This window comes from Rathayibacter sp. AY1G1, assembly GCF_002932095.1.
Classification (GTDB): domain Bacteria; phylum Actinomycetota; class Actinomycetes; order Actinomycetales; family Microbacteriaceae; genus Rathayibacter.
This window is the reverse complement of the sequence record NZ_PSUZ01000001.1, coordinates 55,405-81,333: the sequence shown is the minus strand read 5'-3', so window position 1 is coordinate 81,333 and position 25,929 is coordinate 55,405. Positions and strand designations below refer to the sequence as shown.

Sequence of the window (25,929 nt, the reverse complement as noted above, 5' to 3'; positions counted from 1 at the left end):
CGTCACGAAAGGGGAACTCTATGGCGGCCATGAAGCCGAGGACCGGAGACGGACCGATGGAGGCTGTTAAGGAGGGCCGACTCATCGTCGTGCGCGTTCCGCTCGAAGGAGGCGGACGCCTCGTCGTCTCGGTCAACGATGCAGAGGCGAAAGAGCTGCACGACGCGCTCGCGTCGGTGGTGTCTCCCGCCTGATCCGCACCGTCGTGAACGCCCGTCGCACACCGTGCGGCGGGCGTTCCGTCTTTCCTCGGTCGGCCGCGCTCGTCAGGCGCGGCGCTTGTTGGCCTGCAGCAGGCCGTCGCCGATCGGCGAGAGCACGCTGACCACGGCGGGGGAGGCGCAGACCTCGGCCACCAGCGTGCGGAACGCCGTCGCGATCTCGTCGCGCTGCGCGGGGTTGGCCACGCGTCCGCGCCAGAGCGCGTGGGGGACGAGGACCGTCCCGCCCGGACGGACGAGCCGCAGCGCGTGCTCGACGTTCTCGATGACCTGCAGCGGATCGCCGTCGACGAAGACGATGTCGTAGGAGTTCTCGTTCATCCGGGGCAGCACCTCGAGGGCGCGGCCCGGGATGAGCCGCAGCCGGTTGGGCGAGATGCCCGCCTCGTGGAACTGGGCGCGCGCGTGCTGCTGGTGCACGGCCTCGGAGTCGATCGAGGTGAGCATCGCCTCGGGGGCGCCGTCGAGCAGCCACAGGCCGCTCACTCCGGTGCCGGTGCCGATCTCGATGATGGAGGTCGCGCGCGCCGCGGCGGCGACCAGCGCGGCCTGCGCTCCGATCGAGGGGGAGACGGCGTCGATGCCCAGCTCGACCGAGAGCCGGCGGGCCGAGGCGATGGCCTCCGACTCGACGACCGCGTCCTCGGCGTACTTCCAGTTGGCATCCTTGTCGGACACGGGGGCGCTCCTCTGATCGGTGCACCGAGCGGATCGCGCCCGGGCATCGTCAGGGTACGGTGGCGCGCGGGCTCCGCGAGGGAGGCGCGGCGGGTTAGTGTTGTCCTCGTGTTCGGTCTGACGTTCGACAAGCTCCTCATCATCGGGGTCATCGCTGTCTTCGTGCTGGGTCCCGACCGCCTCCCGCACTACGCCGCCCAGCTCGGGCAGCTCGTGCGTAAGGTGCGCGGATTCGCCACGCAGGCCCGGGAGCGCGTCAAGGACGAGATGGGCGACGAGTTCAACGACGTCGACTGGAAGAAGCTCGACCCGCGCCAGTACGATCCCCGCCGCATCATCCGCGACGCCCTGCTCGAGGACGATCCGGCCCCCACCGTGAAGCCGCCCACCGCTGTCGCCGCTCCGGTCGTGCCGGGCGGCACCGGCTCCGCGCAGGACAGCTACTACACGACGATGCAGCGCTCCGTCTCGTCCGGCACGCTCTCGAGCGTCGCGCCGCCGCCGATCGACTCCGAGGCCACCTGAGCCCTGCTCCGCGAGGAGCGTCGGGCGGGCGTCTCGACCGACGCCGCCCGCACGAAGCCGCGCGGAGGCGTCAGCCGACGGCGAGCGGAAGACGACGGCCGGTCAGTCCCCGCGGCCGCGCGGCGAGCGTCGCCGCCAGGGTGTCGATCGCCCGGGCGGCAGGATCCTCCGGATCGCCGACGACGACGGGCACGCCCTCGTCGCCCCCTGCCCGCAGCGCCACGGAGATCGGCAGCGACGCGAGCAGCGGCACCTCGTCGCCCGTCGCAGTGAGCCGACGCGCGACCTCGGCCCCGCCTCCGCTGCCGAAGAGCTCCAGCACCGAGCCGTCGGGCTGCGGAAGCCCCGACATGTTCTCGACCACTCCGACGATGCGCTGACCCGATTGGCGGGCGAGCGCGCCGCTGCGCTCGGCCACGTCGGCGGCCGCCGGCTGCGGGGTGGTGACGATGAGGACCTCCGCATGCGGGAGCAGCTGCCCGATGGAGATCGCCACATCCCCCGTGCCGGGAGGCAGGTCGAGCAGGAGCACGTCGAGGTCGCCGAAGTACACGTCGGTGAGGAACTGGGAGATGGTGCGGTGCAGCATGGGTCCGCGCCAGGAGACGGCCGCCCCCCGGGTGTCGCCCTCGAGGAACATCCCGATCGAGATGACCTTCACGCCGTGCGCCACCGGCGGCAGCATCAGCTCGCCGACGCGGGTGGGCCCCGCGACGCGCCCGTCGTGCATCAGGCCGAGCAGGCCGGGGATGGAGAAGCCGTGCACGTCGGCGTCCACGAGGCCGACCGCGAGCCCCCGCTGAGCGAGGGCGACCGCGAGGTTGGCGGTGACGGTCGACTTGCCGACACCGCCCTTGCCGCTGGTGACCGCGTACACGCGGGTGAGCGAGTCCGGGCCGAAGGGCATGCTCCGGCGCCCGCCTTGGAGGCGCTCGGTGAGGGCGGTGCGCTGCGCCGGCGTCATGACTCCGACCACGACGTCGACCGCCGTGACTCCGGGAGCCGAGGCCGCGGCCTCGCGCACGTCGCGCTCGATCGCGGAGGCGGCCGGGCAGCCGACGATGGTCAGCCGGATCGCGACGCGGACGGCTCCGTCGGCCCCCGCCTCGACCGACTCGAGCATGTCGAGCTCGGTGATGGGCTTCCGGATCTCCGGATCGACGACGCGGGCCAGCGCCGTCCTGACGGCGGTCTCGATGGCGGCGACGTCAGGCATCGCGCCGCTCGGGCTCCTGCGCCCGATCCTTCTCGAGCTCCTCGAGCAGGCCGCGCAGCTCCGAGCGGATGAAGTCCTTGCTCGCCATGTCGCGGATCGCCAGGCGCAGGGCCACGACCTCGCGCGCGAGGTACTCGGTGTCCGCGAGGTTGCGCTCGGCCCGCTGACGGTCCTGCTCGATCTGCACGCGGTCGCGGTCGTCCTGGCGGTTCTGCGCGAGCAGCAGCAGCGGCGCGGCGTAGGAGGCCTGCAGGGAGAGGATCAGCGTCAGCACCGTGAAGCCGAGGGCCTGCGAGTCGAAGCGCGCGTCCGCGGGCCCGTAGGTGTTGAACATCAGCCAGAAGACGCAGAAGATCGTCATCCCGACCAGGAACCACGGCGTGCCCATGCCGCGGGCGAACGACTCGGTCAGGCGGCCGAAGCGGTCGCTGCTCGGGCGGTTCCGCCGCGAGAGGACGCGGGTGCGCAAGCCCTTGGGAGCGTCGAGGCGCCGGTCCTGCTTGGTGTCCCTAGCCACGCGCGCCCCTCCGTCCCCGTCGTGTCCTGCCTGTCGCCGCGGGTGCCGGCGGCACGAGCGGGACGCCCTGCGTCGCCGTCGTCACCGGCTTCCTCGGTTCGTCGTCGTCGCCGTGGCTGCGCCAGTCGTCGGGGAGGAGGTAGTCGAGGACGTCGTCGATGGTCACGACGCCGACGAGGCGGTGGGACGCGTCGACGACGGGCACCGAGACGAGGTTGTAGCTGGCCAGGATCCGGGCGACCTCGGCCGCCGAGGTCTCGGGCGTGATCGGGTCCATGCTCTGGTCGAGCAGGGTGCCGAGGCGCTCGTGCGGCGGGTAGCGGAGCATCCGCTGGAAGTGCACCATGCCGAGGAAGCGGCCGGTCGGCGGCTCGTAGGGCGGCAGTGTGACGCAGACGGCGGCGCCGAGGGCCGGGGCGAGCTCGTGGCGGCGGATGAGGGCGAGACCCTCGGCGACGGTCGCCTCGGAGGAGACGATGATCGGCTCCGTGGTCATCAGACCGCCGGCGGACTCCGGGGCGTAGGTGAGGAGCATGCGGACGTCGTCCGCCTCCTCGGGCTCCATCAGCTCCAGGAGCGCCTCGCCGCGCTCCTCCGAGAGCTGGGCGATCAGGTCGGCCGCGTCGTCCGGCTGCATCTGGTCGAGGACGTCGGCGGCGCGGTCGTCGTCGAGCCGGCCGAGGATCTCGACCTGCTCGCTCTCGGGCATCTCCTCGAGCACGTCCGCGAGGCGGTCGTCCGAGAGCTCGCCGGCGACCTCGAGCATCCGCTGCTGCGGCAGGTCGAGGAGCGTGCTGGCGAGGTCGGCGGGCTTGAGCTCGGAGAGGCTGGCGACGTACTGCTCGGCGGACTGCGCCTCGGTCGAGACGCTCTCGCGGACCTCGCGCCAGCCGGCGAAGGCGGTCGCGCCCTTGGCGAAGGGGGAGGGGCTGGTCTTGGGCCGGCGGACGAAGAGCTGCGCGAGCTCCCACTCGCCGGGAGCGGCCTCCTCGATCGCGACGTCCTCGACGACCGCGTCACCGGAGCCGTCCACGAAGCTCACCCGGCGGCCGAGGAGCTCGGCGATGACGCGGACCTCGCCGCCCCGCTGCTCGAAGCGGCGCACGTTGATGAGCCCGGTGGTGATGATCTGGCCGCTGCCGATGCTGGTGACCCGGCCGATCGACACGAAGACGCGACGGCGCCCGGGGATCTCGACCACCAGGCCGACCACCCGCGGGGCGTCGTTCTGCCGGTAGACCAGGAGCACGTCGCGGACCTTGCCGACGCGATCGCCGGCCGGGTCGAAGACACTGCATCCGGCCAAGCGCGCGACGAAGACTCTGGCGGAACTCACGGCTACAAACCTAGTCCCGTGCAGCCGGGCGGACGCCGAGCGTTCCCGGCTCGCCCTCGGCCGGTTCTCCGAATCCGTTCAGAGACCTTCAAGTGGCCTGTGCGATTCTGTCCGGGTGACTCAGCAGACGCCGTTCAGCGGCCGAGGGCCGGCCTTCCCCACGATCCCGCGCGGGGAGATCCTCGCCACGTTCGACACCTACCAGGAGGCGCAGGCCGCCGTCGACGTGCTCGCCCGCGCCGACTTCCCGGTGCGCCAGCTCGCCATCATCGGCAACGAGCTCAAGAGCGTCGAGCGGGTGACCGGCAAGCTCACCTGGGGCCGCGTCGCCCTCGCCGGAGCGGCCTCCGGCGCCTGGCTCGGTGTGTTCCTGGGCCTCCTGCTCATCATCTTCTCGCCGACGACGGAGCTCTCCTTCCTCATCGCGGCGGTCCTCCTCGGCGCCGGCTTCGGGATGCTCTTCGGGCTCGCCTCCTACGCCGTGAACCGCCGCCGTCGCGACTTCACCTCGACCATGCAGGTGATCGCGACCAGCTACTCCGTGCTCGTGGACCCCGAGGTGGTCAACCGCGCGCGCAACCTGCTCGACGGCGGCACCTCCCCGGCGGAGGCGCCGCAGACGGCCTGGGCTCCCCCGCCCGCTGCGATCGGCGACCCGCAGCCGCAGCCCGTCCGCCCCGAGGACGACCCTCGCTGACGATCCTCCACGAAGGCCCCCGGTCCGCCGGGGGCCTTCGTCGTTCCCGGGGCGGGGCGGCTCAGGCGGAGCCGACGGGCGGGAGGACGATGTCGACCGCGAGACCCCGGGGGGAGCGGTTGACCAGGGCGACCGTCCCGCCGGCCGAGAGCACGGTGGTGTGCACCAGTGCCAGTCCGAGACCGCTGCCGCCGGAGGCGAGGGTCCGGGAGTCGTCCGGGCGGGAGAAGCGGTCGAAGGCGACCGGGATGAAGGCGTCGGGCATCCCCGGTCCGTCGTCCGAGACGCTGAGCATCAGGCGCCCGTCCGACTGCGAGAGGGAGGCGACGATCATGCCGCCGCCGTTCATCGCCTGGATCGCGTTCCTCACGAGGTTGTCGATCACCCGGCCGAAGTCCTGGGACGCGACCGCGTAGAGCCGCGCGGGCTCGCGCTCGTCGATCTCGTAGTCGATCTCCACCCCCGACTCCGAGGCGAGCAGGCGGGTGCGGTCGACGGCGCCCACCAGCTCGTCGACGAGCTCGGCGAAGGGAGCGGTCGGGCGGACGGTGCGGCTCTCGATGCGCGAGATGTCGAGCAGGGCGGACGCGAGGCGCACGAGCCGGTCGACGCTCTTCTGCGCATCGAGGATGACCCGGTCGACCGCGACCGGATCGTCGACGCGGTGGTGGGCGATCTCGAGCTGCGCGGAGAGCGCGGCGAGGGGAGTGCGGAGCTCGTGGCTCGCATCCGACACCATCTGCTTCTCCCGGGCCAGCGACGCGGTCTGCTTGGTCAGGAACGCGTTCAGCGTCACCGCGAGCTCGTCGATCTCGTCGCGCGTGCCGACGACCGGGAGCTGGTCGCCCTGCCCGGGCTCGGCGGCGATCTGATCCGCGCGCGCCCGCATCCGGCGCACCGGGGCGAGGGCCGCGCCCGTCAGGATCCACGAGGCGAGCCCGAACGTGACGACGAGGAAGATCGCGGCGTAGACGAGCACGTGGGCGAAGTCGTCGAGGACGAGCTGCGACGCGGCCTGATCGCGGGCGGAGGCGACCTGCCAGACGCCGCGATCGCTCTCGATGGCCGTGAAGCGGACCAGGTAGCTGCCGTTCGCCGTCGTCACGTCGGAGTACCGGGGCGAGGTGTCGGCCGACTCCTCCGCCAGAGCGCTGAGCACCTCGCCGCTCAGGCGCGAGGGCATGGTCGAGGTGCTGACGCTCCCGTCGGGAGCGAGGGCGAGGAACAGCTGGCCCGTCGACGAGCCCTGCGTGCGCGGGACGTTGCCCGCCGAGATGTCGCGGCGCACCTCGTCCTCGATCGACATCAGGATCGTCCGCTCGCTGCGGTCGACGATGCCGGTGACCACCTGGTAGAAGAGCAGCGCCGCGAGCGCGAAGAGGGCGGTCGCCACAGCGACCGTTCCCACGGTGATCCTCGCGCGGATCGAGAGCGCGCCGACCCGGCGGCGTGCCGTGCTCATCCGCGACACGGGCTACTCGACCGGGCGGAGGAAGTAGCCCTTGCCGCGGACGGTCACGATGCTGACGCCCGTGTCCTCGGTCGGGAGCTTCTTGCGCAGGTAGCTGACGTACTGGTCGACGATGTTGTTGTCGACGATCTCGCCGCCGCCCCAGATCTCGGAGAGGATCCGCTGGCGGGTCACGACGGAGCCGACGGGAGTGATGAGGAGCTTGAGGAGCTCGAGCTCCTTCGGGCTGACGTGGATGCGCGAGCCGTCGGCGGTGCGCCGGATGCTCGATCCGTCCACGGTGATGCGTCCGACGTCGATCGAGGTGGACATCAGCGACGGGCTGCGGCGCAGGAGGGCCCGGAGGCGCGCGTTGAGCTCGGTGAACGCGAACGGCTTGGTCAGGTAGTCGTCCGCTCCGGCGTCGAGGCCGAAGACGCGGTCCTCGATCGCGTCCCGCGCGGTCAGCAGCATGATCGGCGTGGGCCGGCCGAGCTCGCGGATCCGGCGGCAGATCTCGAAGCCCGACATCGCCGGCAGCATGACGTCCACGATGGCGGCCGAGAACTCGGCGTTGCTGAACGCGACGAGCGCGTCGATGCCGTTCGTGGTCAGCACGGCCTCGTAGCCGGCGTCTTCGAGGCCGCCGACGAGGGCCTCACCCATGGCTGGATCGTCTTCGACGACAAGGATCTTCACGCGCTCACCCTACGGCCCGGCTCCCAGGAGGACGCACTGGGCGGGCCGTGTGTCGATCGGATGCGGGATCGACCCATCCGATCGGCGCTGGGCGCTCGGGGGCGTGGCGGGAGAGGCGCGATCAGTGGCGCATTTCTACTCTTCTCTCCCCGTCGGCCCGATGATCCTGTTCGCGAAGTTCACCTCTACCGTCACCCGAAGGCGGCACAAAAATGCTCAATATTCTTTCCATCTGGGCGCGTCTCGCGCTGTCGGTCCTCCTGTGGATCGTCCTTCTTCCCGTCATGCTCGTCCTGCTGCCGTTCCGCACGGGCAGGAGCGCCTCGCTCCCCGCCCTGCGACCGGTGCCGGTTCCCGCACCGACGGTGGCGATCGACACCCGGAGCACCAGCGGCGCGTACCAGGCCCACTTCCCGGTCGTTCCGGGCTCGACGCCCCGCTCCCATGAGCTCCGGCGTCGTCCGCCCACCGATCCCCGACGCCCGAACAGCCGTGCCTCTCTCCGCCAGGAGGGGGCGCGGCTGTTCGTCGTTCCCCGGGTCGATCCCGACTGACCGACAGATGTCGATTTCGGCTCCTCTCGATCGCGAGCCGCGTCAAGCCCTTCGCAGAATCTCAGGGACTGGCAATACAGTGCTCGCACATGGTTCACCGATCGGAAGGAACACGGATGCTTCGCGCCACGCTCGACACCGCTGGGATCCAGCTCGATTCGACCACGGGAGCCCCCGTGCGCCCCGACACCCCGGTCTCGGTGGTCGCGTCGGCGCCTCAGAGCCTGATCTCGCGGATGCTCGGACGCCGCCGCTGCGAAGCCTGCGGAGCGGCCTCGGCCCGTCGCCGCGACGGCTTCTGCTCGGCCGACTGCGCCGGCACCTTCCACCTCTACGAGTGAGCCCGACCGGCCGAGTGCCGGTGGTGAACGTCCCGAAGGCCCGTGATCGACGATCGCGGGCCTTCGTGCTGTCCGGGGAGGGTCGGAGCGCCGGGTGAGGAGCGCCACGGTCGGACTCGGTCGCCCACCGGGTGACGCCGCTCGGTCCGTGGTGGAGGGGTGCGCCACGAGGGGCGTCGAGCACCGGAGCTGAGCTCCCGCAGGCGAGGGAGGGGAGCGAAGGACCGCAGATGTGCCCCCAGTAGGATTCGAACCTACGCCCCTGCCTCCGGAGGGCAGTGCTCTATCCCCTGAGCTATGGGGGCCAGGAGTGCCTGACCACATTAGCACCCGGGCGGGGCGGGCCCCGACGCCGGGAGCGGTCCTCGCGCATGCCACGATGGAGCCATGCTGCGCACCGTCTCCGCCTCGCTGGATCTGCGTCTGAACGGCCCGACCGACCTGATCTTCCTGGTGGCGGCGACGCCCACGGGCGACTCGTTCGAGGACTCCTTCACCGTCCGGCTCGACGGGCAGGACGTGCCGGTGCGGGAGTTCCCGGCGCGGCACGGCGCCCGCGTGCACCGCGTCGCGGGGAACGAGGGCGACCTGCGGGTCGAGTACCGGGCGCGGGTCGCCGGGCACGGCGCTCCGGACGAGCCGAGCGAGCTCGAGCTCGTCGAGTACCTGCGGCCGAGCCGGTACGCCGAGGCGGACGTGCTCGGCGGGATAGCCCGGCGCGAATTCGGGCGGGCCCGGGGCTTCGAGGCGCTGACGGCCGTCGAGGAATGGGTGCACGGCCACCTGTCGTACGTCTACGGGTCGACGGTCGGCACCGGGGGAGCGGCGCAGGTCATCGAGAGCGGCCAGGGCGTGTGCCGGGACTTCGCGCACACGGTCGCCGGGCTGCTCCGCGCCCTCGACATCCCCGCCCGGGTGACGGCGGTCTACGCGCCGGGCCTCGAGCCGCGGGATTTCCACGCGGTCACGGAGGCCTGGGTGGGCGGCGCCTGGCACGTCGTGGACGCGACCCGGCTGGCTCCGCGCGGGTCGATGCTGCGCATCTCGTCCGGCCGGGACACGGCTGACACCGCGTTCCTCAGCAGCTACCTGACGGACCTGCGCCTGACCGGGATGAGCGTGGAGGCCGACTGCGACGCGGCGCTCGTCGACGACCACGTCTCGCCGGTGCGCCTGGGCTGACGCCGGGGCTCAGCCGGCGAGGACGCCGATCGCCGACCGCACGAGCGGCTCGGGGTCGCCCGGCTCGACGAAGGAGGCGCTGGACGCCTCGATCCAGTACTCGCCGACGAAGGCGTCCGCGACGCCCCGCCCCTCGGCCACCTGGTAGTAGCCCTCGATCTCCGGCGGCTTGCCGTAGGTGGGGACGGCCTTGCTGGTGGTGAAGAACTCGTTCTTGAGCGCCTCGATCACCGCGGGGTCGAGGTGGGCCACGGCCAGCTGCAGCTCGGCGCCCGAATCGTCGGACCATCCGCAGACCAGGCCGTCGTACTGGGCGATCTCCTCGGAGACGGCGGTGGTCCCGATGCCGTCGTCCGGGGAGAATCCGCCCCACAGGCCCGCGAGCGCCGAGGCCGGGACCAGCTGCTCGCAGGCGAGGGGGATCGGCGTGCCGCTGACGGCGCCGCTCGCGCTCGGCTCCGGGTCGGCCGCGGGGGAGCAGCCGGAGAGGGCCGCCGCGGCGAGGGCGACGAGGAGGAGGGCGGCGGGACGGCGCATGCGTCGCACCCTAGCAACGCCGCCCTGCCGAGCGGCCCCGCGGTGCAGGAGGGACGGGGGGCGCGGGCGCGGCGGCCGGTAGAATCGCTCCCCGTGACTCCCGAACAGCTCGCCGCCTCCCTGCACGCCCTCGTCCTCGACGCCGTGCAGCGACGGGGGAGCGATGCGGGCGTCGAGCTCTCGGACGTCGTGCTGGAGCGCCCGAAGAACCGCGACCACGGCGACTGGGCCTCGAACATCGCGATGAAGCTCGCGAAGCGGGTCGGCGCGAACCCGCGCGAACTCGCCGCCGAGCTGGCCGAGGGGCTGGGCGCGGTCGAGGGCGTCGCCACCGTCGAGGTCGCCGGTCCCGGCTTCCTCAACGTCCGGCTCGAGGCCGCGGCCGCGGGCGCACTTGCCGGCGCGATCGTCGAGGCGGGCGAGGCCTACGGCACCGGGTCCGCCTACGCCGGCGTCCGGATGAACCTCGAGTTCGTCTCCGCCAACCCCACCGGCCCCATCCACATCGGCGGGACGCGCTGGGCGGCGGTCGGCGACAGCCTGGCACGGATGCTCCTCTCGCAGGGCGCCGAGGTGACCCGCGAGTACTACTTCAACGACCACGGCGCGCAGATCGACCGCTTCACGCGGAGCCTCCTCGCCGCCCACCGCGGCGAGCCGACCCCGGAGGACGGCTACGGCGGCGCCTACATCGGCGACATCGCCGAGCGCGTCGCGGCCGCCTACCCGGGCGACCTCGCCGTCCTGCCCGAGGAGGAGCTCGCCGAGACGTTCCGCTCGATCGGCGTCGAGCTGATGTTCGGCGAGATCAAGCAGAGCCTGCACGAGTTCGGCGTCGACTTCGACGTGTACTTCCACGAGAACTCCCTGCACGAGTCGCGCGCCGTCGACCGCGCGATCGAGCGCCTCCGCGAGCTCGGGCACATCTTCGAGGCGGACGGCGCCACCTGGCTGCGGACCACGTCGTTCGGCGATGATCGCGACCGCGTCATCATCAAGAGCGACGGGGAGGCGGCCTACATCGCGGGCGACCTCGCCTACTACCTCGACAAGCGCGAGCGCGGCTTCGATCGGGCGATCATCATGCTCGGCGCCGACCACCACGGCTACATCGGCCGGATGATGGCGATGTGCGCGGCGTTCGGCGACACCCCGGGCGTGAACCTCGAGATCCTGATCGGCCAGCTGGTCAACCTGCTCCGCGACGGGGAGGCGGTCCGGATGTCCAAGCGGGCGGGGACCGTCGTCACGATGGAGGACCTCACGGAGGCCGTCGGCGTGGACGCCGCGCGCTACTCGCTGGTGCGCTCCTCGGCCGACTCGACCCTCGACATCGACCTCGACCTGCTGACCAAGCGGAGCAACGACAACCCCGTCTACTACGTGCAGTACGCCCACGCGCGCACCCGCCAGGTCGCGGCGAAGGCCGCGGCGTCGGGCGTCCCCGTCGAGCCGTTCGCGCCCGAGACGCTGGTGCATCCGACCGAGTCGGCGCTGCTCGGCGGCCTGCAGGAGTTCCCGCGCATCGTGGCGCACGCCGCGGAGCTGCGCGAGCCGCACCGCGTCGCGCGGTACCTCGAGGAGGTCGCCGGCCTCTACCACCGCTGGTACGACAACTGCCGGGTCGTGCCGCAGGGCGAGGACCCGGTCGAGGCCGTGCACTCGACCCGGCTGCGCCTGAACGAGGCGACCGGGCAGGTGCTCCGCAACGGGCTCTCCCTGCTGGGCGTCACGGCCCCGGACCGGATGTGAGCGCGTCGGGGGCGGCGCCGCGGCGCCGGCGCGGGGGACGCGCGGCCGTGGTGGTCGTCGTCGTGCTGGTGCTGCTCGTGGTCGCGGCGGTGGTGGGCGACTCGCTCGCCCGCCGCGCCGTCGCGGACCGCGCCGCCGCGAGCCTCCGCGAGGCGCTCGCACTGCCCGCGGACCGGGCGGTGGACGTCGACGTCGCCGGCTGGGCCGTTCTCCCGCAGCTCGTCTCGGGGCGGCTGGACCGGCTCGACCTGCGCAGCTCGGACGTGACGTTCGGCGAGCTCGACGGCGACGTCGCCGCGACCCTGATCGGGGTGCCGGTGAGCGGCGTCGGAGCGGTCGAGTCCGGCAGCACGACGGTCGCGATCGACGCGGCCTCGGTCTCGCGGCTCGTCACCGAGCGCAGCACCGTACCTGTCGACGAGGTGACGCTGGACGCTCCGCTCGTGCGCGTGACCGCTTCCGTCGAGGTGCTGGGCCTCCGGCTCGGCGCGGGCGTGGGGATGGAGCTCGCCGCCCTGGACGGCGCCATCCGGCTGACCCCGGCCGAGGTCTCCGCCGCCGGTGCGACCTTCTCGGCGACCGACTTCCGCGACCGCTTCGGCGCCGTCTCCGGCGACCTGCTCGCTCCGTCGTCCGTGTGCATCGCGGACTCGGTGCCGCGCGGACTGACGCTGACCGGGGTCGAGGTCGCCGACGAGTCGCTGAACGCGAGCTTCGCGCTCTCTCCGACGTTCCTCAGCGACCCCGCGGAGCAGGAACCGGGCACCTGCGCCTGAGCCCGCGCGGCGCCGCCGCCCCGGACCGGTAGGATCGGAGCCCTGTGCCGGCGTCTTCCGCGGGCCGAACACTGACATCGCTGGCTTCAGGGGTCAATCCGGACCCGCTCGCCCCGCAGTGACGCTCCCACTCTCTCCTGTGAGGTCTCACCCGTGGACACCGTCGACGCCCGCGCCCGCGCCCCCCGGCATCCGCTCGCGCCTGAGTGGCTGCACACGCCCGCCGACCCGAACGCCCTGGCCGACGGCGTGTGGCCGGACAGCGCCGAGCGCGGCGAGGACGGCGGGATCCGGATCGCCGGAGTGCCCGTCGCCGAGCTGGTGCGCGAGCACGGCACTCCTCTCTACGTGGTGGACGAGGCCGACGCCCGCCGCAGGGCCGTCGAGATGCGCGAGGTCTTCGCCCGCGAGCTCGGCCGGATCGGCACCGGCGTCACGGTCTACTACGCGGGCAAGGCGTTCCTCTCGACCGAGGTCGCCCGCTGGATGCGCGACGAGGGCCTGAACCTCGACCTCTCCAGCGGCGGCGAGATGGCAGTGGCCCTCGCCGCCGGGATCGAGCCCGAGCGCTTCGGCCTCCACGGCAACAACAAGTCGCTCCGCGAGATCGACAGGGCCGTCGAGGTGGGCGCGGGCACGATCGTGCTCGACAGCCTCGTCGAGATCGAGCGCGTCGCAGCCGCGGCCGAGCGGCACGGCCGCGTGCAGGCGGTGCGCCTCCGGGTCAACAGCGGAGTGCACGCGCACACCCACGAGTTCCTCGCCACGGCGCACGAGGACCAGAAGTTCGGCCTCGCACTCGCCGACTGCCCGGCCGCGGTCGCCTGCATCCGCTCCTTCTCCTCCCTGCGGTTCCTCGGGCTGCACTGCCACATCGGATCCCAGATCTTCGGCTCCGCCGGGTTCGCGGAGTCGGCGTCGCGCCTGCTCGACGTCCACGCGGCACTGCTCGCGGACGGCCCCGTGCCGGAGCTCAACCTCGGCGGCGGCTTCGGCATCGCGTACACCAGTGCCGACGACCCGACCCCGATCGCCGAGATCGCGGCCGCCGTCGCCGACGCGGTCGCCGAGCAGTGCTCCGCCCGCGGCGTCCCGGTGCCGCACATCGCGATCGAGCCCGGCCGCTCGCTGATCGGGCCCGCCGGCGTCACCCTCTACGAGGTGGGCACCGTGAAGGACGTGACGGTCGGCTCCGAGGGCTCGACCGCGGTCCGCCGCTACGTCAGCGTCGACGGCGGCATGAGCGACAACGCCCGTCCGGCGCTCTACGGCGCCGACTACACGGCGCGGATCGCCGACCGCTCCTCCTCGGCCGAGCCCGCCCTCGTGCGGGTGGCCGGGAAGCACTGCGAGTCGGGCGACATCGTCGTCCACGACGACTTCCTGCCCGCGGACGTGCGGCCGGGCGACCTGCTCGCCGTCGCCGCGACCGGCGCCTACTGCTGGTCGCTCGCCAGCAACTACAACTACCTCGGGCGCCCCCCGGTGGTCGCCGTCCGCGACGGGCGCTCGCGCGTCCTCGTGCGCGGCGAGACCGAGGAGGACCTCCTCCGCCGCGACGCCGGCATCGAACGAAAGGCCACCTCCCGATGATCGAGTACCGCAGCCTCCGCGTCGCCCTGCTGGGCGCCGGGTCCGTCGGTGCCCAGGTGGCGCGCCTCCTGCTCGACCACGGCGACGAGCTCGCCCAGCGCGTGGGGGCGCCGCTGGAGCTCGTGGGCGTGGCCGTCAGGGACGTGGACGCGCCCCGCACCGCCGACATCCCGAAGCACCTGCTCACCACCGACGCCGAGTCGCTGATCCTGGGCGCCGACATCGTGGTCGAGCTGATCGGCGGGCTCGAGCCCGCCCGCAGCCACATCCTCACGGCGATCTCGTCGGGCGCGGACGTGATCACAGCCAACAAGGCGCTGCTCGCCGCCCACGGCAACGAGCTCTTCGAGGCCGCCGACCAGGTGGGCGCCCAGCTCAACTACGAGGCGGCCGTCGCCGGCGCGATCCCGATCATCCGGCCGCTGCGCGACAGCCTCGCGGGCGACCGGGTCCACCGCATCCTCGGCATCGTGAACGGCACGACCAACTACATCCTCGACCGGATGGACACCGAGCACGCGAGCCTCGAGGACGCGCTCGCCCGCGCGACCGAGCTCGGCTACGCCGAGTCCGACCCGACCGCCGACATCGAGGGCTACGACGCGGCGCAGAAGGCGGCGATCCTCGCCCGCCTCGCGTTCCACACCGACGTCCCGGTCACCCTGGTGCACCGCGAGGGCATCACCGGCATCACGAAGGCGCAGGTCGACCAGGCCCGCGACTCCGGCTACGTGATCAAGCTGCTCGCGATCTGCGAGCGGTTGACCGACGCCAAGACCGGCGTGGAGGGCGTGTCCGCGCGGGTCTACCCCGCGCTCGTGCACCGCTCCCACCCGCTCGCGGCCGTGCACGGGGCCAACAACGCGGTCTTCGTCGAGGCGGAGGCGGCCGGCGACCTGATGTTCTACGGCGCCGGCGCCGGCGGGATCGAGACGGCCTCCGCCGTCCTCGGCGACGTCGTGTCGGCCGCCCGTCGCCACGTCGTCGGCGGCCCCGGCCTGGTGACCAGCGCGAGCTCCGGGCTCGCGGTCCTCCCGATCGGCCACGTCACCACCCGGTACCAGGTCACCCTCGAGGTGCTCGACCGCCCCGGCGTGCTCGCGCAGATCGCGGGCGTCTTCGCCGACCACGGCGTCTCGGTCGAGACCCTGGTGCAGACCCCGCCCGGCGCCGACCCGCTGGAGGAGCAGGGCGGTGCGGAGCGGCGCGAGCCGACCGCTACCCTGGTCATCGGCACGCACGCCGCGGCGGAATCCGATCTGGCGGCCACCGTCACCGCCCTCCATTCCCATGGTTTCGTCGGCGCCGTGACGTCCGTTCTACGAGTTGAAGGAGCCTGAGATGGCCAAGCAGTGGCGCGGAGTCCTGCACGAGTACGCGGACCGCCTCGATGTCACCGAGGCGACCCCGGTCATCACTCTCGGCGAGGGCGGCACGCCGCTCATCCCCGCGGCGGCCCTCTCGGCGCGCACGGGCGCGAAGGTGTGGGTCAAGTACGAGGGCATGAACCCGACCGGCTCCTTCAAGGACCGCGGCATGACCATGGCGATCTCGAAGGCCGTCGAGCACGGCGCGAAGGCCGTCATCTGCGCTTCGACCGGCAACACCTCCGCGTCGGCCGCCGCCTACGCGACGCACGCCGGCATCACCGCGGCCGTCCTGGTGCCGGAGGGCAAGATCGCCCTGGGCAAGCTCAGCCAGGCGATCGCGCACAACGCGCAGCTGCTGCAGGTGCAGGGCAACTTCGACGACTGCCTCGACATCGCCCGCGACCTCGCGAAGAACTACCCGGTCCACCTGGTCAACTCGGTGAACCCGGACCGCATCGCCGGCCAGAAGACCGCGGCCTTCGAGGTCGTCGAGGTGCTGGGCGACGCGCCGGACTTCCACATCGTCCCGGTCGGCAACGCGGGCAACTACACCGCCTACTTCCGCGGCTACTCGGAGGAGCTGGAGCGCGGCGAGTCGACCCGCCTCCCGCGCATGTTCGGCTTCCAGGCCGAGGGCTCCGCTCCGATCGTGCACGGCGCCCCGGTCCGCCACCCCGAGACGATCGCCAGCGCGATCCGGATCGGCAACCCGGCCTCGTGGGAGCTCGCCCTGAACGCGCGCACCGTCAGCGACGGCTACTTCGGCGCGATCAGCGACGAGAAGATCCTCGAGGCGTACCGCATCCTCGCGGGCGAGGTCGGCGTCTTCGTCGAGCCGGCGTCGGCGATCAGCGTCGCGGGGCTCCTCGAGCGCGCCGAGGCCGGAGCGATCCCGAAGGACGCGACCGTCGTCCTGACGGTCACCGGCCACGGGCTCAAGGACCCGCAGTGGGCGCTCCGCACGGCCGACGGCGCGGACATCACGCCGACCGTCGTCCCGGTCGACACCGCCGCGATCGCGGACGTGCTGGGGCTGGCCGGCGCATGACCTCGGCGGTTCCCGTCGGCCGCACCGTCCACGTCAAGGTCCCCGCCACCTCGGCGAACCTGGGCCCCGGCTTCGACACGCTCGGCCTGGCGCTCTCGTTCTACGACGAGCTCGACGTGACGGCCGTCGCGGCCACGGGTGCGCGGGTCACCGTGCACGGAGTCGGCGAGGGCGAGGTGGCGACCGACGAGACGAACCTCGTCGTGCAGGCCATCGCGTACACGTTCGCCGACCAGCGGCAGGAGATGCCCGGCATCGAGGTGATCGCGCGCAACATCATCCCGCACGGCCGCGGGATGGGCTCGTCCGGCGCCGCGATCGTCTCCGGCATCATGGCCGCGAAGGGCCTGCTCGAGGGCGTCGTCGAGCTCGACTCGGACGACCTCCTCCGCATCGCCACCGAGATGGAGGGGCACCCCGACAACGTGGCGCCCGCACTGTTCGGCGGCCTCACCATCGCCTGGGTCGAGCCGCACGCCTCCGGCGCCGACGACTCGCCGCTGCGCCCGCGCTCCAAGAAGCTCATGGTCCACCGCGGCGTGTCCCCGGTCGTCTTCGTGCCCGAGCACACCATGTCGACGCGGCTGGCACGCTCGCTGCAGCCGCAGAGCGTGCCGCACGAGGACGCGGTGTTCAACGTCTCGCGCTCCTCGCTCCTGATCGCCGCTCTCATCCAGAGCCCGGAGCTGCTGTTCGCGGCGACCGAGGACAAGCTGCACCAGAACTACCGCGCGGCCGCCATGCCCGAGACCTCAGCGCTGATCGCGCTGCTGCGCTCGCACGGCTACGCGGCCGTCGTCTCGGGTGCCGGACCGAGCGTCCTGGTGCTCTGCAGCGACCCCGCGCAGCGCCTCGCCGCCGCGGATCTGGTGGAGCGGGAGGTCCCCACGCCGTGGCGCGCGCACATGCTGGCCGTCGACTTCAAGGGTGCTACAGTGGGGACCGCATCCCGAGGAACCGCGTAACGAGCGGAATCTGTCCGACGGATCGTCCCGACAACCACGGCCATCACATCGTGTGAAGGGCGCCCCTGCTCCTCTTGCAGACCGGCGCCTGGTCTCCGGGCCCTCTCCTCGCTCTCTGCGGCAGTCGGTCCCGGCGGCCGAGAGCATCGCGTGGATCAGAACACGCGATGGCACCGCACGGTCGATGAGCTCTCCCGGTGAGCACTCGTTCCCGGGGGGAAGGAACCCTCTCCAGTGACAGACGTCAACACCCACGGCTCGGCCGTGGACCTCACCGCCGACCTCTCCGGTCTGCGCGTCGCCGAGCTCCAGGCTCTCGCGACGCGGCTCGGCCTCGGCGGCGCCTCCAAGCTCCGCAAGGGCGAGCTGGTCCAGGCCATCTCGGACCTGCGCGCCGCCTCCGCCGAGGACACGCCCGACGCGGTCGCTCCGGACGACGCAGCGGTCGCCCCGGACGTCGACGCCACCGGCGTCGAGGCCGAGCCGGCCGATGTGGCCGAGCAGTCCGCTCCGCAGCCCGAGGCGCCGGCGGAGCTGCCGACGCCCGTCGAGAGCACCGAGGCCGACACGGCCGACGTCCTCGAGCAGGCCGCGCCCACCGTCGACGAGCCCTCCGCGACGGCCGCCGAGTCGGCTCCCGTCGAGCTCGAGCTCCCCGCGGCGGCCGAGCCGGTCGCCGAGCCCGCCGAGCGCGCGCCCCGCCGACGCAGCTCGCGCCGCGCCTCCAGCGGCACCGTCGCCGCCGGCGAGCACCTCAACATCCCCGGCGGGACCGGCGTCGAATCGCTGATCCCCGACCTCCCCGTCATCGAGCAGGACCGCGACGCCGACCAGGCCGCGAAGCCCGTCATCGACATCGAGCTGCCCAACGGGCCGGAGTCGGACGACTCCTCCCGCGAGGGCGGCCAGCGCGAGCGCCGCGGACGCCGCCGCAGCCGCGGGGGCGCCTCCGAGCAGAGCGAGCAGGCCGAGCAGGCGCCCGCCGAGAACGACGCCGACTCCTCCGACTCCGGCGACCAGCAGGAGCAGCAGGGCGGCGACCAGCAGCAGAACGGCGACCAGCAGGGCACCGGCCGCGGCCGCAACCGCCGCAACCGGAACCGCAACCGCGGGGACGACCGCCAGAACGACGCTCAGCAGAGCCCCGCCGCGCAGTCCCAGCCGCAGAACGGCCAGGGCGCGCGCGGCGCCGCGCAGTCCGAGGGCCAGCAGGCTCCTCAGCAGAACGGCTCCGGACAGCCCCAGAACGGCCAGCAGGCCGAGGGCGAGGACGGCCGCCGCAGCCGCTACCGCGACCGCAAGCGCCGCGGCGGAGCGATCGGCGACGACTTCGAGCCCGAGATCGGCGAGGACGACGTCCTCATCCCGGTCGCCGGCATCCTCGACGTCCTCGACAACTACGCCTTCGTGCGCACCACCGGGTACCTGCCCGGCGTCAGCGACGTCTACGTCTCCCTCGGCCAGGTCAAGAAGTACAACCTGCGCAAGGGCGACGCGGTCGTCGGCGCCATCCGCCAGCCCCGCGAGGGCGAGGGCGGCGGCCGCCAGAAGTACAACGCGATCGTCCGCGTCGACTCGATCAACGGCCAGACCGTCGAGGAGGCCGCTGCGCGCGTCGAGTTCCAGAAGCTCACGCCGCTCTACCCGACCGAGCGCCTGCGCCTCGAGACCGAGCCCGGCAAGCTGACCCAGCGGATCATCGACCTGGTCGCCCCGATCGGCAAGGGACAGCGCGGCCTGATCGTCGCGCCGCCCAAGGCAGGCAAGACCATCGTCCTGCAGCAGATCGCCAACGCGATCGTGCAGAACAACCCGGAGGTCCACCTGATGGTCGTCCTGGTCGACGAGCGTCCGGAGGAGGTCACCGACATGCAGCGCACCGTGCGCGGCGAGGTCGTCGCCTCCACCTTCGACCGCCCGGCCGAGGACCACACGACCGTCGCCGAGCTCGCGATCGAGCGCGCGAAGCGCCTGGTCGAGCTGGGCCACGACGTGGTCGTGCTGCTCGACTCCATCACCCGTCTCGGCCGCGCCTACAACGTGACCGCTCCTCCCTCGGGCCGCGTGCTCTCGGGCGGCGTGGATGCCTCGGCGCTGTACCCGCCGAAGAAGTTCTTCGGAGCGGCGCGCAACATCGAGAACGGCGGCTCGCTCACCATCCTCGCGACGGCGCTCATCGAGACCGGCTCGAAGATGGACGAGGTGATCTTCGAGGAGTTCAAGGGCACCGGCAACATGGAGCTCCGCCTCTCCCGTCACCTCGCCGACAAGCGGATCTTCCCCGCCGTCGACGTGAACGCCTCCGGCACGCGCCGCGAGGAGATGCTGCTCAGCGCCGACGAGGTCAAGATCACCTGGAAGCTGCGCCGCGCCCTCGCCGGGCTCGACCAGCAGCAGGCGCTCGAGATCATCCTGTCGCGCCTGAAGGAGACCTCGTCCAACGTCGAGTTCCTCATGCAGGTCTCGAAGTCGGCCGTCGGCCCGGCCACCGCCGGCCACGGCAACGGCCACCACTAGCGCCCCGACGTCCGCGGTCGCCCCTGTCACCGGGGGCGGCCGCGGACGTTTTCGCGTCCCCGGGCGATGAGCCCGACCCCGACCACCTCCGGAAGCCAGGACCCCATGTTCGAATCCGTCAGCGTCCTCCTCGCCGAGCACGAGGACCTGCAGACGCAGCTCTCCGACCCGGCACTCCACGCCGATGCCGCCCGCGCCAAGAAGGTCAACCGGCGCTACGCGGAGCTGAGCCAGATCAAGGCGGCCCACTCCGCCTGGATCCAGGCCGGCGAGGACCTCGAGGCCGCGCGCGAGCTCGCCCGCGAGGACGAGGCCTTCGCGGAGGAGGTCCCCGAGCTGGAGGAGTCGCTGCGGGTGGCGCAGGAGAAGCTGCGGCGCCTGCTCATCCCGCGCGACCCCGACGACGGCCGCGACGTCATCATGGAGATCAAGGGCGGCGAGGGCGGAGCCGAGAGCGCGCTGTTCGCGGCCGACCTCCTCCGGATGTACCTGCACTACGCCGAGGCGAAGGGCTGGAAGACGGAGATCCTCGACCGCGACGAGTCCGACCTCGGCGGCTACAAGAACGTGCAGGTCGCGATCAAGAGCAACGCCACCGATCCCTCGCAGGGCGTGTGGGCGCACCTCAAGTACGAGGGCGGCGTGCACCGGGTGCAGCGCGTCCCCGTGACCGAGTCGCAGGGGCGGATCCACACCTCGACCACGGGCGTGCTCGTGTTCCCCGAGGTGGACGCGCCCGAGGAGGTCGCGATCAACCAGAACGACCTGAAGATCGACGTCTACCGCTCCTCCGGTCCCGGCGGGCAGTCCGTCAACACGACCGACTCCGCCGTGCGGATCACCCACCTCCCGACCGGCATCGTCGTGTCGATGCAGAACGAGAAGAGCCAGCTGCAGAACCGTGAAGCGGGCATGCGCGTGCTGCGCGCCCGCATCCTGGCCCGCCAGCAGGAGGAGATCGCCGCGGCGGCCTCGGACGCGCGCAAGACGCAGATCCGCACGATGGACCGCTCCGAGCGCATCCGGACCTACAACTTCCCCGAGAACCGCATCGCCGACCACCGCACCGGCTACAAGGCGTACAACCTCGACGGCGTGATGAACGGCGCGCTCGACCCGGTGGTGGAGAGCGCCATCCAGGCCGACGAGGAGGCCCGCCTGGCCGACATCGGCTCCGAGGAGGCGTGACCCTCGTGACCACCGGCGTCGACGCGCGCACCCTCCTCGCGGATGCGGTCGCCCGCCTCGCCGCCGCCCGCGTCCCCACGCCGGACGTCGATGCGGAGCTGCTTCTCGGGCACCTGCTCGGGCTCGGCCGCGGCCGGCTGCAGGCGCGCCTCATCACGGGGTTGAGCGTCGACGAGGAGCACGCCGCGGCGTTCGCGAGCGCTATCGAGCGCCGGTCGGCTCGCGAGCCCCTGCAGCACATCACCGGGATCGCACCGTTCCGCTCGCTCGAGCTCGCGGTCGGACCCGGCGTGTTCGTCCCGCGACCCGAGACCGAGGGCGTCGCGCAGATCGCGATCGACGCGCTCCGAGCGGTCGTCGATCCGGAGCCGATCGCCGTCGACCTCGGCACGGGCAGCGGAGCCCTGGCGCTCGCGCTCGCGCACGAGGTGCCGCACGCGCGCGTGATCGGCGTGGAGAACGCTCCCGAGGCGTTCATCTGGGCCCGCGGCAACCGCGAGCGGCTCGGGCTCGAGAACGCCCGCATCGTCTTCGACGACCTCGCCCGGGCACTTCCCGAGTTGGACGGCACCGTCTCCGTCGTCGTCTCCAACCCGCCCTACATCCCGGCCGCCGCCGTCCCGCGCGACCCGGAGGTGCGCCTGTTCGACCCGCCCTCGGCGCTCTACGGCGGCGAGGACGGCCTGGACGTCGTCCGCTCGCTCTCGGCGACCGCCCTCCGCCTGCTCCGCTCCGGGGGAGTGCTGGTGATGGAGCACGGCGAGCTGCAGGGCGCCGATATCCGCGCCCTGCTCACTGCCGACGGCTGGCGCGGAGCGACCACGCAGCGCGACCTCACCGGCCGCGACCGCGCGACGGTGGCGGTGCGCTGAGGCGTCGCGGAGCTCTGCTAGCCTCAGCGGCGATCCGGTGGCCGCACCGGGCAGGCAGGCTCGGGAGGCTCGCATCGCCGCCGCACGCGATCGGCCGCGCCATCGGCTCCGCCGCCCGCTGCTGATCGTCCTGGCGGTCGTGGTGGTCGCAGCCCTCGTCGTGGTCGCCGTGCGGCTCCTCGAGCGGAGCGACGGAACTGCTCCCGTGGCCTGCGCGCCGTCGTCCGCCTTCGCGTCGCCCGCGCCTGCCATCGGCTCGGTCGACGACTACCTGGGCGGCCGGTCCTACCTCCGCGGCGTGAACGTGTTCGATCTGCAGTCGCGCGTCGACGTCGGAGTCGACTGCACCGCCGGGAATCCGGCCGAGAGCTACGAGTTCCTGGCGGACCGCGGGCTCACCCTGGTCCGGCTCGCGGTGCCCTGGTCGCTCCTGCAGCCGCAGGCCGACGGGGAGAGCACCGACGACGCTCTGGCGAAGGGGCTCGATCCGGCGGCGGTCGCGCTGCTCCGGACCGAGATCGCCGCCATCGGCGCCGCCGGCATGCGGGTCGTGCTCGACCTGCACAACAACGGCACTTATCCGGCGAGCCAGGGCGATCTGCCCGAGGGGACCGTCTGGTTCGGATCCGGGCTCTCGGTATCCCAGGCGCAGAGGGTCTGGACCCTGCTCGCGGCGGAGTTCCAGAACGACGGACGCATCGCCGCCTACGACCTCTTCAACGAGGTGAAGCGGTCGCTGGTCCCCGTCGAGACCTACAAGGCCTACACGCAGGCCGTGGTGTCGGCCGTCCGGGGAACCGGCGATCGGCACACGATCTGGGTCGAGGGGATGCGGGAGGCGACGACGGGCACGGTCGCCGCGATCGCACCCGACGGGCCGTGGATCCAGGACCCGCTGGACCGGACCGTGTACTCGCAGCACTTCTACCCCGGCGGCACGGGCACGACCCTGCGCTCGGACAAGCAGGGCGGCACCGACGAGCATGTCTTCGTGGCGGCGGTGACGACCTTCGGGCAGTGGTGCCGGCGGTACGGGGTGCACTGCTCGGTCGGGGAGGTCGGCTGGCCCAGCGATCAGAGCCTCTCTCTCACCGCGGGCGGCGCGGGCTCCTGGACGGACGTCGGCGAAGCCTTCTACACAGCACCGACTGGCTGTTCCCGCTGATCGAGAACGACGAGCCTCTGGTGGTGGTCGCCGTGGGCGGCACGCCGGAGTCCTCGGCCAAAGCGGCGGAGGCGGTCGCCGCCCGCACGTCCCGGATGACCTGGCTCGCGTACGACGGATTCGACCAGCAGTGGCACGGCATCGGCGAGGAGCGGCCGCTCGCCGAGTCGCTCGCCCGTGCCGATCTCGTCCTGGTCGGGATGGGCATGCCCCGCCAGGAGCGCTGGATCCTGGAGAACCGGGACCTCGCCCCGCGGGCGGCGTTCGCGAACGTGGGGGGGCTGCCTCGACTACATCGCCGGCACGCAGGCGCTCGCCCCGCGGTGGATGGGCGCCCTGGGCGTGGAGTGGCTGTTCCGCCTGGCGCGCGACCCGCGCCGGCTCGCGGCCCGCTACCTCCTCGAGCCACTGCAGCTGCTCCGCATCGTCCTGTCCGGTCGGTCCAGCGCGAAGCGGACGCCCGGCCCGTGCGACTCTCCGCGGCCCTCCGGCCGGGTGTCGACCGGAGTCGGTCCGCACTGATCCCCGCCGGCGGGCCGCCTCAGGCCTGAGCGGAGTACTTCTCCTCGGTGGCGGCCTTCGCGGGGCGCCACCAGTCCTCGTTGGCGCGGTACCAGTCGATGGTGGCGGCGAGTCCGGCGTCGAAGTCGGTATAGCGGGGGCGCCAGTCGAGTTCGGTGCGCAGGCGGGTGGAGTCGATGGCGTAGCGGAGGTCGTGTCCGGCGCGGTCGGTGACGTGGTCGAAGGCGTCCTCGGGTTGTCCGAAGGCGGTGAGGATGCGGGTGACGACGTCGAGGTTGCTCTTCTCGCCGTCGGCGCCGATGAGGTAGGTCTCGCCGATCTCGCCGCGGTCGATGATGGCCCAGACGCCGGTGTTGTGGTCGTCGACGTGGATCCAGTCTCGGACGTTGGCGCCGGTGCCGTAGAGCTTGGGGCGGATGCCGTCGATGGCGTTGGTGATCTGGCGGGGGATGAACTTCTCGACGTGCTGGTAGGGGCCGTAGTTGTTGGAGCAGTTGGAGATCGTGGCGCGCACGCCGAAGGAGCGCACCCAGGCGCGCACGAGGAGGTCGCTGGCGGCCTTGGTCGAGGAGTACGGGCTGGAGGGGTTGTACGGGGTGTGCTCGGTGAAGCGCGCGGGGTCCTCGAGCTCGAGGTCGCCGTACACCTCGTCCGTCGAGATGTGGTGGTACCGCACGTCGTGCGCGCGCACCGCCTGCAGGAGCGCGAAGGTGCCGATGACGTTCGTCGCGAGGAAGGGCGTCGGGTCGTGCAGGGAGTTGTCGTTGTGCGACTCCGCGGCGAAATGGACCACCAGATCCGCGTCGGCGACCAGCCGGTCCACCAGCTCGGCGTCGGCGACGTCGCCCTCGACCAGCCGCACTCGGTCGGCGACGGGGGCGAGGGAGTCGCGGCTGCCCGCGTAGGTGAGCTTGTCGAGCACGGTGATCCGCGCGTCGGGACGCTCGCGCAGGGTCAGGTGGACGAAGTTGCTGCCGATGAAGCCGGCACCGCCGGTGACGAGGATCCGCACGGGTTCTCCTGGAGGTCGGGAAGGTCGGGGGAGGCCGGGCTCAGCGGCCCGCGTTCACGCCTTCGAGGCTGAGCAGGCGGTGGAGGTAGGCGCCGTATCCGCTCTTGACCAGCGGTGCGGCGAGCTCGGCGAGGCGGGCGTCGTCGATCCAGGAGTTGCGCCAGGCGATCTCCTCGATGCAGCCGATCTTGAACCCCTGCCTCTGCTCGATCACGCGCACGAACTCCGTCGCCTCGATCATGGAATCGAAGGTCCCGGTGTCGAGCCAGGCCGTTCCCCGGTCGAGCACCTGGACGTTCAGCCGCCCCGCCTCGAGGTAGCGCTCGTTGATCGTCGAGATCTCGAGCTCGCCGCGGGCCGAGGGCGTGATCGTCTTCGCGATCGCCACGACGTCGTTGTCGTAGAAGTAGAGGCCGGGCACGGCGTAGTTGCTGCGCGGCTGCTCGGGCTTCTCCTCGATGGAGACGGCTCGGAAGTGCTCGTCGAACTCGACGACGCCGTAGGCGCGCGGGTCGGCGACCTGGTAGGCGAAGATGACGGCGCCCTCGATCGTGGTGTTCGCCGCGAGGGCGGTGCCCAGGGCGGTGCCGTGGAAGATGTTGTCGCCCAGGACCAGGGCGACGGACTCGTCGCCGATGAACTCCTCGCCGATCAGGAACGCCTGCGCGAGCCCGTCGGGGGAGGGCTGCACGGCGTACTCGATCCGCATGCCCAGGCTCGACCCGTCGCCCAGCAGTGCGCGGAACTGGTCGTTGTACTCGGGGGTCGTGATCACGAGGACCTCGTCGATCCCGGCCATCATCAGCGTCGACAGCGGGTAGTAGATCATCGGCTTGTCGTAGATCGGCATCAGCTGCTTCGAGATGCCCTTGGTGATCGGCCACAACCGCGACCCCGAACCACCCGCGAGGACGATGCCCCTCATCGGAGCAGCCCCGGGTGAGGAGCTGCGGCGGGGGTCCGCTGCACCGCCGAGGGGAGCGTGAAGATCTGCGGGGAGAGGGTCACGGAGCCGACTCTATCGGCGGCGCCGCGGTGCCTCCGCATGCCGGTGCGGCGGGCGCGGAACCCGTGGCGGGGACTGACGGTCGAGCGACCGCTACCGACGCGATCCGACTCCGTGAGCGGCGCGCACGCCGCCCCCGCCTCCGTATCGCGCCTCCCACTCGGAGGCCGCCGGGCACGGGGATAACTTC

Annotated in this window: 26 protein-coding genes, 1 tRNA gene and 1 pseudogene; 18 read left to right on the top strand and 10 right to left on the bottom strand. The window is 72.3% G+C overall.

All coding sequences use genetic code 11. The features are described from left to right. Positions 1-20 precede the first annotated feature (20 nt). Complete coding sequence (locus C5C36_RS00390) at positions 21-194, top strand: DUF3117 domain-containing protein (protein ID WP_068208299.1); 174 nt, start codon at positions 21-23, stop codon at positions 192-194. A 72-nt stretch (positions 195-266) separates the two neighbouring features. On the opposite strand, the gene C5C36_RS00385 is transcribed toward C5C36_RS00390, so the two are convergent. After that, the gene (locus C5C36_RS00385) at positions 267-899 is read right to left on the bottom strand and encodes an O-methyltransferase (protein ID WP_104222989.1); all 633 of its coding nucleotides are present in this window, start codon (positions 897-899) and stop codon (positions 267-269) included. 108 nt (positions 900-1,007) lie between these two features. On the opposite strand from C5C36_RS00385, the gene C5C36_RS00380 reads away from it, so the two are divergent. After that, complete coding sequence (locus C5C36_RS00380) at positions 1,008-1,424, top strand: twin-arginine translocase TatA/TatE family subunit (RefSeq protein WP_146076468.1); 417 nt, start codon at positions 1,008-1,010, stop codon at positions 1,422-1,424. 70 nt (positions 1,425-1,494) lie between these two features. Here the strand turns inward: C5C36_RS00380 and C5C36_RS00375 are convergent, their stop codons facing one another. Genes C5C36_RS00375 through C5C36_RS00365 form a run of 3 tightly spaced genes read right to left on the bottom strand, consistent with a single transcriptional unit; the run spans position 1,495 to position 4,493 of the window. After that, entirely contained in the window at positions 1,495-2,640 is a 1,146-nt protein-coding gene (locus C5C36_RS00375; RefSeq protein ID WP_104309062.1) for an Mrp/NBP35 family ATP-binding protein, read from the bottom strand. Beyond that, positions 2,633-3,157 carry a DUF1003 domain-containing protein gene (locus C5C36_RS00370; protein ID WP_104222991.1) on the bottom strand — a complete coding sequence of 175 codons (525 nt, stop codon included), beginning with the start codon at positions 3,155-3,157 and terminating at the stop codon, positions 2,633-2,635. Before C5C36_RS00370 ends, C5C36_RS00375 begins: the two co-directional genes overlap by 8 nt. Then, a complete protein-coding gene (locus C5C36_RS00365) occupies positions 3,150-4,493 on the bottom strand; it encodes a magnesium transporter MgtE N-terminal domain-containing protein (protein WP_104225554.1) in 1,344 nt (447 codons plus the stop codon). Before C5C36_RS00365 ends, C5C36_RS00370 begins: the two co-directional genes overlap by 8 nt. Positions 4,494-4,608: 115 nt before the next feature. Here C5C36_RS00365 and C5C36_RS00360 point away from each other — a divergent pair, with 115 nt between their 5' ends. Further along, positions 4,609-5,190: a general stress protein gene (locus tag C5C36_RS00360; RefSeq protein ID WP_258062215.1), complete on the top strand. Its 582-nt coding sequence runs from the start codon at positions 4,609-4,611 to the stop codon at positions 5,188-5,190. 61 nt (positions 5,191-5,251) lie between these two features. On the opposite strand, the gene C5C36_RS00355 is transcribed toward C5C36_RS00360, so the two are convergent. Beyond that, positions 5,252-6,652, bottom strand: coding sequence for a cell wall metabolism sensor histidine kinase WalK (locus C5C36_RS00355; protein WP_146085291.1), 1,401 nt, complete (start codon positions 6,650-6,652; stop codon positions 5,252-5,254). Between the two features lie 12 nt (positions 6,653-6,664). Further along, positions 6,665-7,339 carry a response regulator transcription factor gene (locus C5C36_RS00350; RefSeq protein ID WP_258059273.1) on the bottom strand — a complete coding sequence of 225 codons (675 nt, stop codon included), beginning with the start codon at positions 7,337-7,339 and terminating at the stop codon, positions 6,665-6,667. Positions 7,340-7,551: 212 nt separating this feature from the next. Between C5C36_RS00350 and C5C36_RS00345 the strand changes: the two genes are divergently transcribed. Continuing rightward, entirely contained in the window at positions 7,552-7,893 is a 342-nt protein-coding gene (locus C5C36_RS00345) for a hypothetical protein (protein ID WP_104309060.1), read from the top strand. A gap of 116 nt (positions 7,894-8,009) precedes the next feature. Further along, entirely contained in the window at positions 8,010-8,234 is a 225-nt protein-coding gene (locus tag C5C36_RS00340) for a hypothetical protein (protein ID WP_104249561.1), read from the top strand. Positions 8,235-8,467: 233 nt separating this feature from the next. On the opposite strand, the gene C5C36_RS00335 is transcribed toward C5C36_RS00340, so the two are convergent. Beyond that, positions 8,468-8,539 (bottom strand) — tRNA-Arg (locus C5C36_RS00335). 82 nt (positions 8,540-8,621) lie between these two features. Between C5C36_RS00335 and C5C36_RS00330 the strand changes: the two genes are divergently transcribed. Continuing rightward, positions 8,622-9,416: a transglutaminase family protein gene (locus C5C36_RS00330; RefSeq protein WP_104232730.1), complete on the top strand. Its 795-nt coding sequence runs from the start codon at positions 8,622-8,624 to the stop codon at positions 9,414-9,416. Between the two features lie 9 nt (positions 9,417-9,425). Here C5C36_RS00330 and C5C36_RS00325 read toward each other — a convergent pair whose 3' ends face one another. Next, positions 9,426-9,953 (bottom strand): hypothetical protein, encoded by a 528-nt coding sequence (locus C5C36_RS00325; RefSeq protein WP_104237561.1) that lies wholly within the window; start codon positions 9,951-9,953, stop codon positions 9,426-9,428. A gap of 93 nt (positions 9,954-10,046) precedes the next feature. Here C5C36_RS00325 and argS point away from each other — a divergent pair, with 93 nt between their 5' ends. The 12 genes and pseudogenes from argS (at position 10,047) to C5C36_RS18215 (ending at position 23,721) form a co-directional block, all read left to right on the top strand. After that, the gene (gene argS / locus C5C36_RS00320; RefSeq protein ID WP_104222999.1) at positions 10,047-11,705 is read left to right on the top strand and encodes an arginine--tRNA ligase; all 1,659 of its coding nucleotides are present in this window, start codon (positions 10,047-10,049) and stop codon (positions 11,703-11,705) included. 47 nt (positions 11,706-11,752) lie between these two features. Further along, entirely contained in the window at positions 11,753-12,481 is a 729-nt protein-coding gene (locus C5C36_RS00315; protein ID WP_181133755.1) for an LmeA family phospholipid-binding protein, read from the top strand. A gap of 153 nt (positions 12,482-12,634) precedes the next feature. Then, positions 12,635-14,074, top strand: a complete 1,440-nt coding sequence (gene lysA, locus C5C36_RS00310) for a diaminopimelate decarboxylase (RefSeq protein WP_104309058.1) — start codon at positions 12,635-12,637, stop codon at positions 14,072-14,074. Next, positions 14,071-15,414 carry a homoserine dehydrogenase gene (locus C5C36_RS00305; RefSeq protein ID WP_104223002.1) on the top strand — a complete coding sequence of 448 codons (1,344 nt, stop codon included), beginning with the start codon at positions 14,071-14,073 and terminating at the stop codon, positions 15,412-15,414. The genes lysA and C5C36_RS00305 overlap by 4 nt, the downstream gene beginning before the upstream one ends. 1 nt (position 15,415) lies before the next feature. Beyond that, complete coding sequence (gene thrC, locus C5C36_RS00300) at positions 15,416-16,492, top strand: threonine synthase (protein WP_104223003.1); 1,077 nt, start codon at positions 15,416-15,418, stop codon at positions 16,490-16,492. Further along, positions 16,489-17,457, top strand: coding sequence for a homoserine kinase (thrB, locus tag C5C36_RS00295; RefSeq protein ID WP_104309057.1), 969 nt, complete (start codon positions 16,489-16,491; stop codon positions 17,455-17,457). Before thrC ends, thrB begins: the two co-directional genes overlap by 4 nt. Positions 17,458-17,691: 234 nt before the next feature. Continuing rightward, positions 17,692-19,974: a transcription termination factor Rho gene (rho, locus tag C5C36_RS00290; RefSeq protein WP_104262486.1), complete on the top strand. Its 2,283-nt coding sequence runs from the start codon at positions 17,692-17,694 to the stop codon at positions 19,972-19,974. Between the two features lie 105 nt (positions 19,975-20,079). Further along, positions 20,080-21,162, top strand: a complete 1,083-nt coding sequence (prfA, locus tag C5C36_RS00285; RefSeq protein WP_104232724.1) for a peptide chain release factor 1 — start codon at positions 20,080-20,082, stop codon at positions 21,160-21,162. Next, on the top strand, positions 21,159-22,034 hold the full coding sequence (gene prmC, locus C5C36_RS00280; RefSeq protein WP_104260199.1) for a peptide chain release factor N(5)-glutamine methyltransferase: 876 nt from the start codon (positions 21,159-21,161) through the stop codon (positions 22,032-22,034). The genes prfA and prmC overlap by 4 nt, the downstream gene beginning before the upstream one ends. A 139-nt stretch (positions 22,035-22,173) precedes the next feature. Beyond that, positions 22,174-23,199: a glycoside hydrolase family 5 protein gene (locus tag C5C36_RS00275; RefSeq protein WP_181133754.1), complete on the top strand. Its 1,026-nt coding sequence runs from the start codon at positions 22,174-22,176 to the stop codon at positions 23,197-23,199. A 20-nt stretch (positions 23,200-23,219) separates the two neighbouring features. Then, positions 23,220-23,423, top strand: a pseudogene (locus C5C36_RS18220) (WecB/TagA/CpsF family glycosyltransferase); the annotation flags it as partial. Continuing rightward, positions 23,377-23,721, top strand: a complete 345-nt coding sequence (locus tag C5C36_RS18215; protein ID WP_258072339.1) for a WecB/TagA/CpsF family glycosyltransferase — start codon at positions 23,377-23,379, stop codon at positions 23,719-23,721. The pseudogene C5C36_RS18220 and the gene C5C36_RS18215, both read left to right, overlap by 47 nt. 19 nt (positions 23,722-23,740) lie before the next feature. Here C5C36_RS18215 and rfbB read toward each other — a convergent pair whose 3' ends face one another. Together rfbB and rfbA are read right to left on the bottom strand one after the other, a co-directional pair. Continuing rightward, positions 23,741-24,733, bottom strand: a complete 993-nt coding sequence (gene rfbB, locus C5C36_RS00265; RefSeq protein ID WP_104223009.1) for a dTDP-glucose 4,6-dehydratase — start codon at positions 24,731-24,733, stop codon at positions 23,741-23,743. A 40-nt stretch (positions 24,734-24,773) separates the two neighbouring features. Next, complete coding sequence (rfbA, locus tag C5C36_RS00260; protein WP_104223010.1) at positions 24,774-25,658, bottom strand: glucose-1-phosphate thymidylyltransferase RfbA; 885 nt, start codon at positions 25,656-25,658, stop codon at positions 24,774-24,776. Positions 25,659-25,929 lie beyond the last annotated feature (271 nt).

What these genes read in the sequence shown, in the direction of transcription:
- C5C36_RS00390 (WP_068208299.1), top strand. Translation starts at nt 21, where the DNA reads ATGGCGGCCATGAAGCCGAGGACCGGAGACGGACCGATGGAGGCTGTT.
- thrB (WP_104309057.1), top strand. Translation starts at nt 16,489, where the DNA reads ATGACCTCGGCGGTTCCCGTCGGCCGCACCGTCCACGTCAAGGTCCCC.
- prfA (WP_104232724.1), top strand. Translation starts at nt 20,080, where the DNA reads ATGTTCGAATCCGTCAGCGTCCTCCTCGCCGAGCACGAGGACCTGCAG.
- rfbA (WP_104223010.1), bottom strand. Translation starts at nt 25,658, where the DNA reads ATGAGGGGCATCGTCCTCGCGGGTGGTTCGGGGTCGCGGTTGTGGCCG.
- C5C36_RS00305 (WP_104223002.1), top strand. Translation starts at nt 14,071, where the DNA reads ATGATCGAGTACCGCAGCCTCCGCGTCGCCCTGCTGGGCGCCGGGTCC.
- C5C36_RS00375 (WP_104309062.1), bottom strand. Translation starts at nt 2,640, where the DNA reads ATGCCTGACGTCGCCGCCATCGAGACCGCCGTCAGGACGGCGCTGGCC.
- C5C36_RS00340 (WP_104249561.1), top strand. Translation starts at nt 8,010, where the DNA reads ATGCTTCGCGCCACGCTCGACACCGCTGGGATCCAGCTCGATTCGACC.
- C5C36_RS00325 (WP_104237561.1), bottom strand. Translation starts at nt 9,953, where the DNA reads ATGCGCCGTCCCGCCGCCCTCCTCCTCGTCGCCCTCGCCGCGGCGGCC.
- thrC (WP_104223003.1), top strand. Translation starts at nt 15,416, where the DNA reads ATGGCCAAGCAGTGGCGCGGAGTCCTGCACGAGTACGCGGACCGCCTC.
- C5C36_RS00330 (WP_104232730.1), top strand. Translation starts at nt 8,622, where the DNA reads ATGCTGCGCACCGTCTCCGCCTCGCTGGATCTGCGTCTGAACGGCCCG.
- C5C36_RS00345 (WP_104309060.1), top strand. Translation starts at nt 7,552, where the DNA reads ATGCTCAATATTCTTTCCATCTGGGCGCGTCTCGCGCTGTCGGTCCTC.
- C5C36_RS00355 (WP_146085291.1), bottom strand. Translation starts at nt 6,652, where the DNA reads ATGAGCACGGCACGCCGCCGGGTCGGCGCGCTCTCGATCCGCGCGAGG.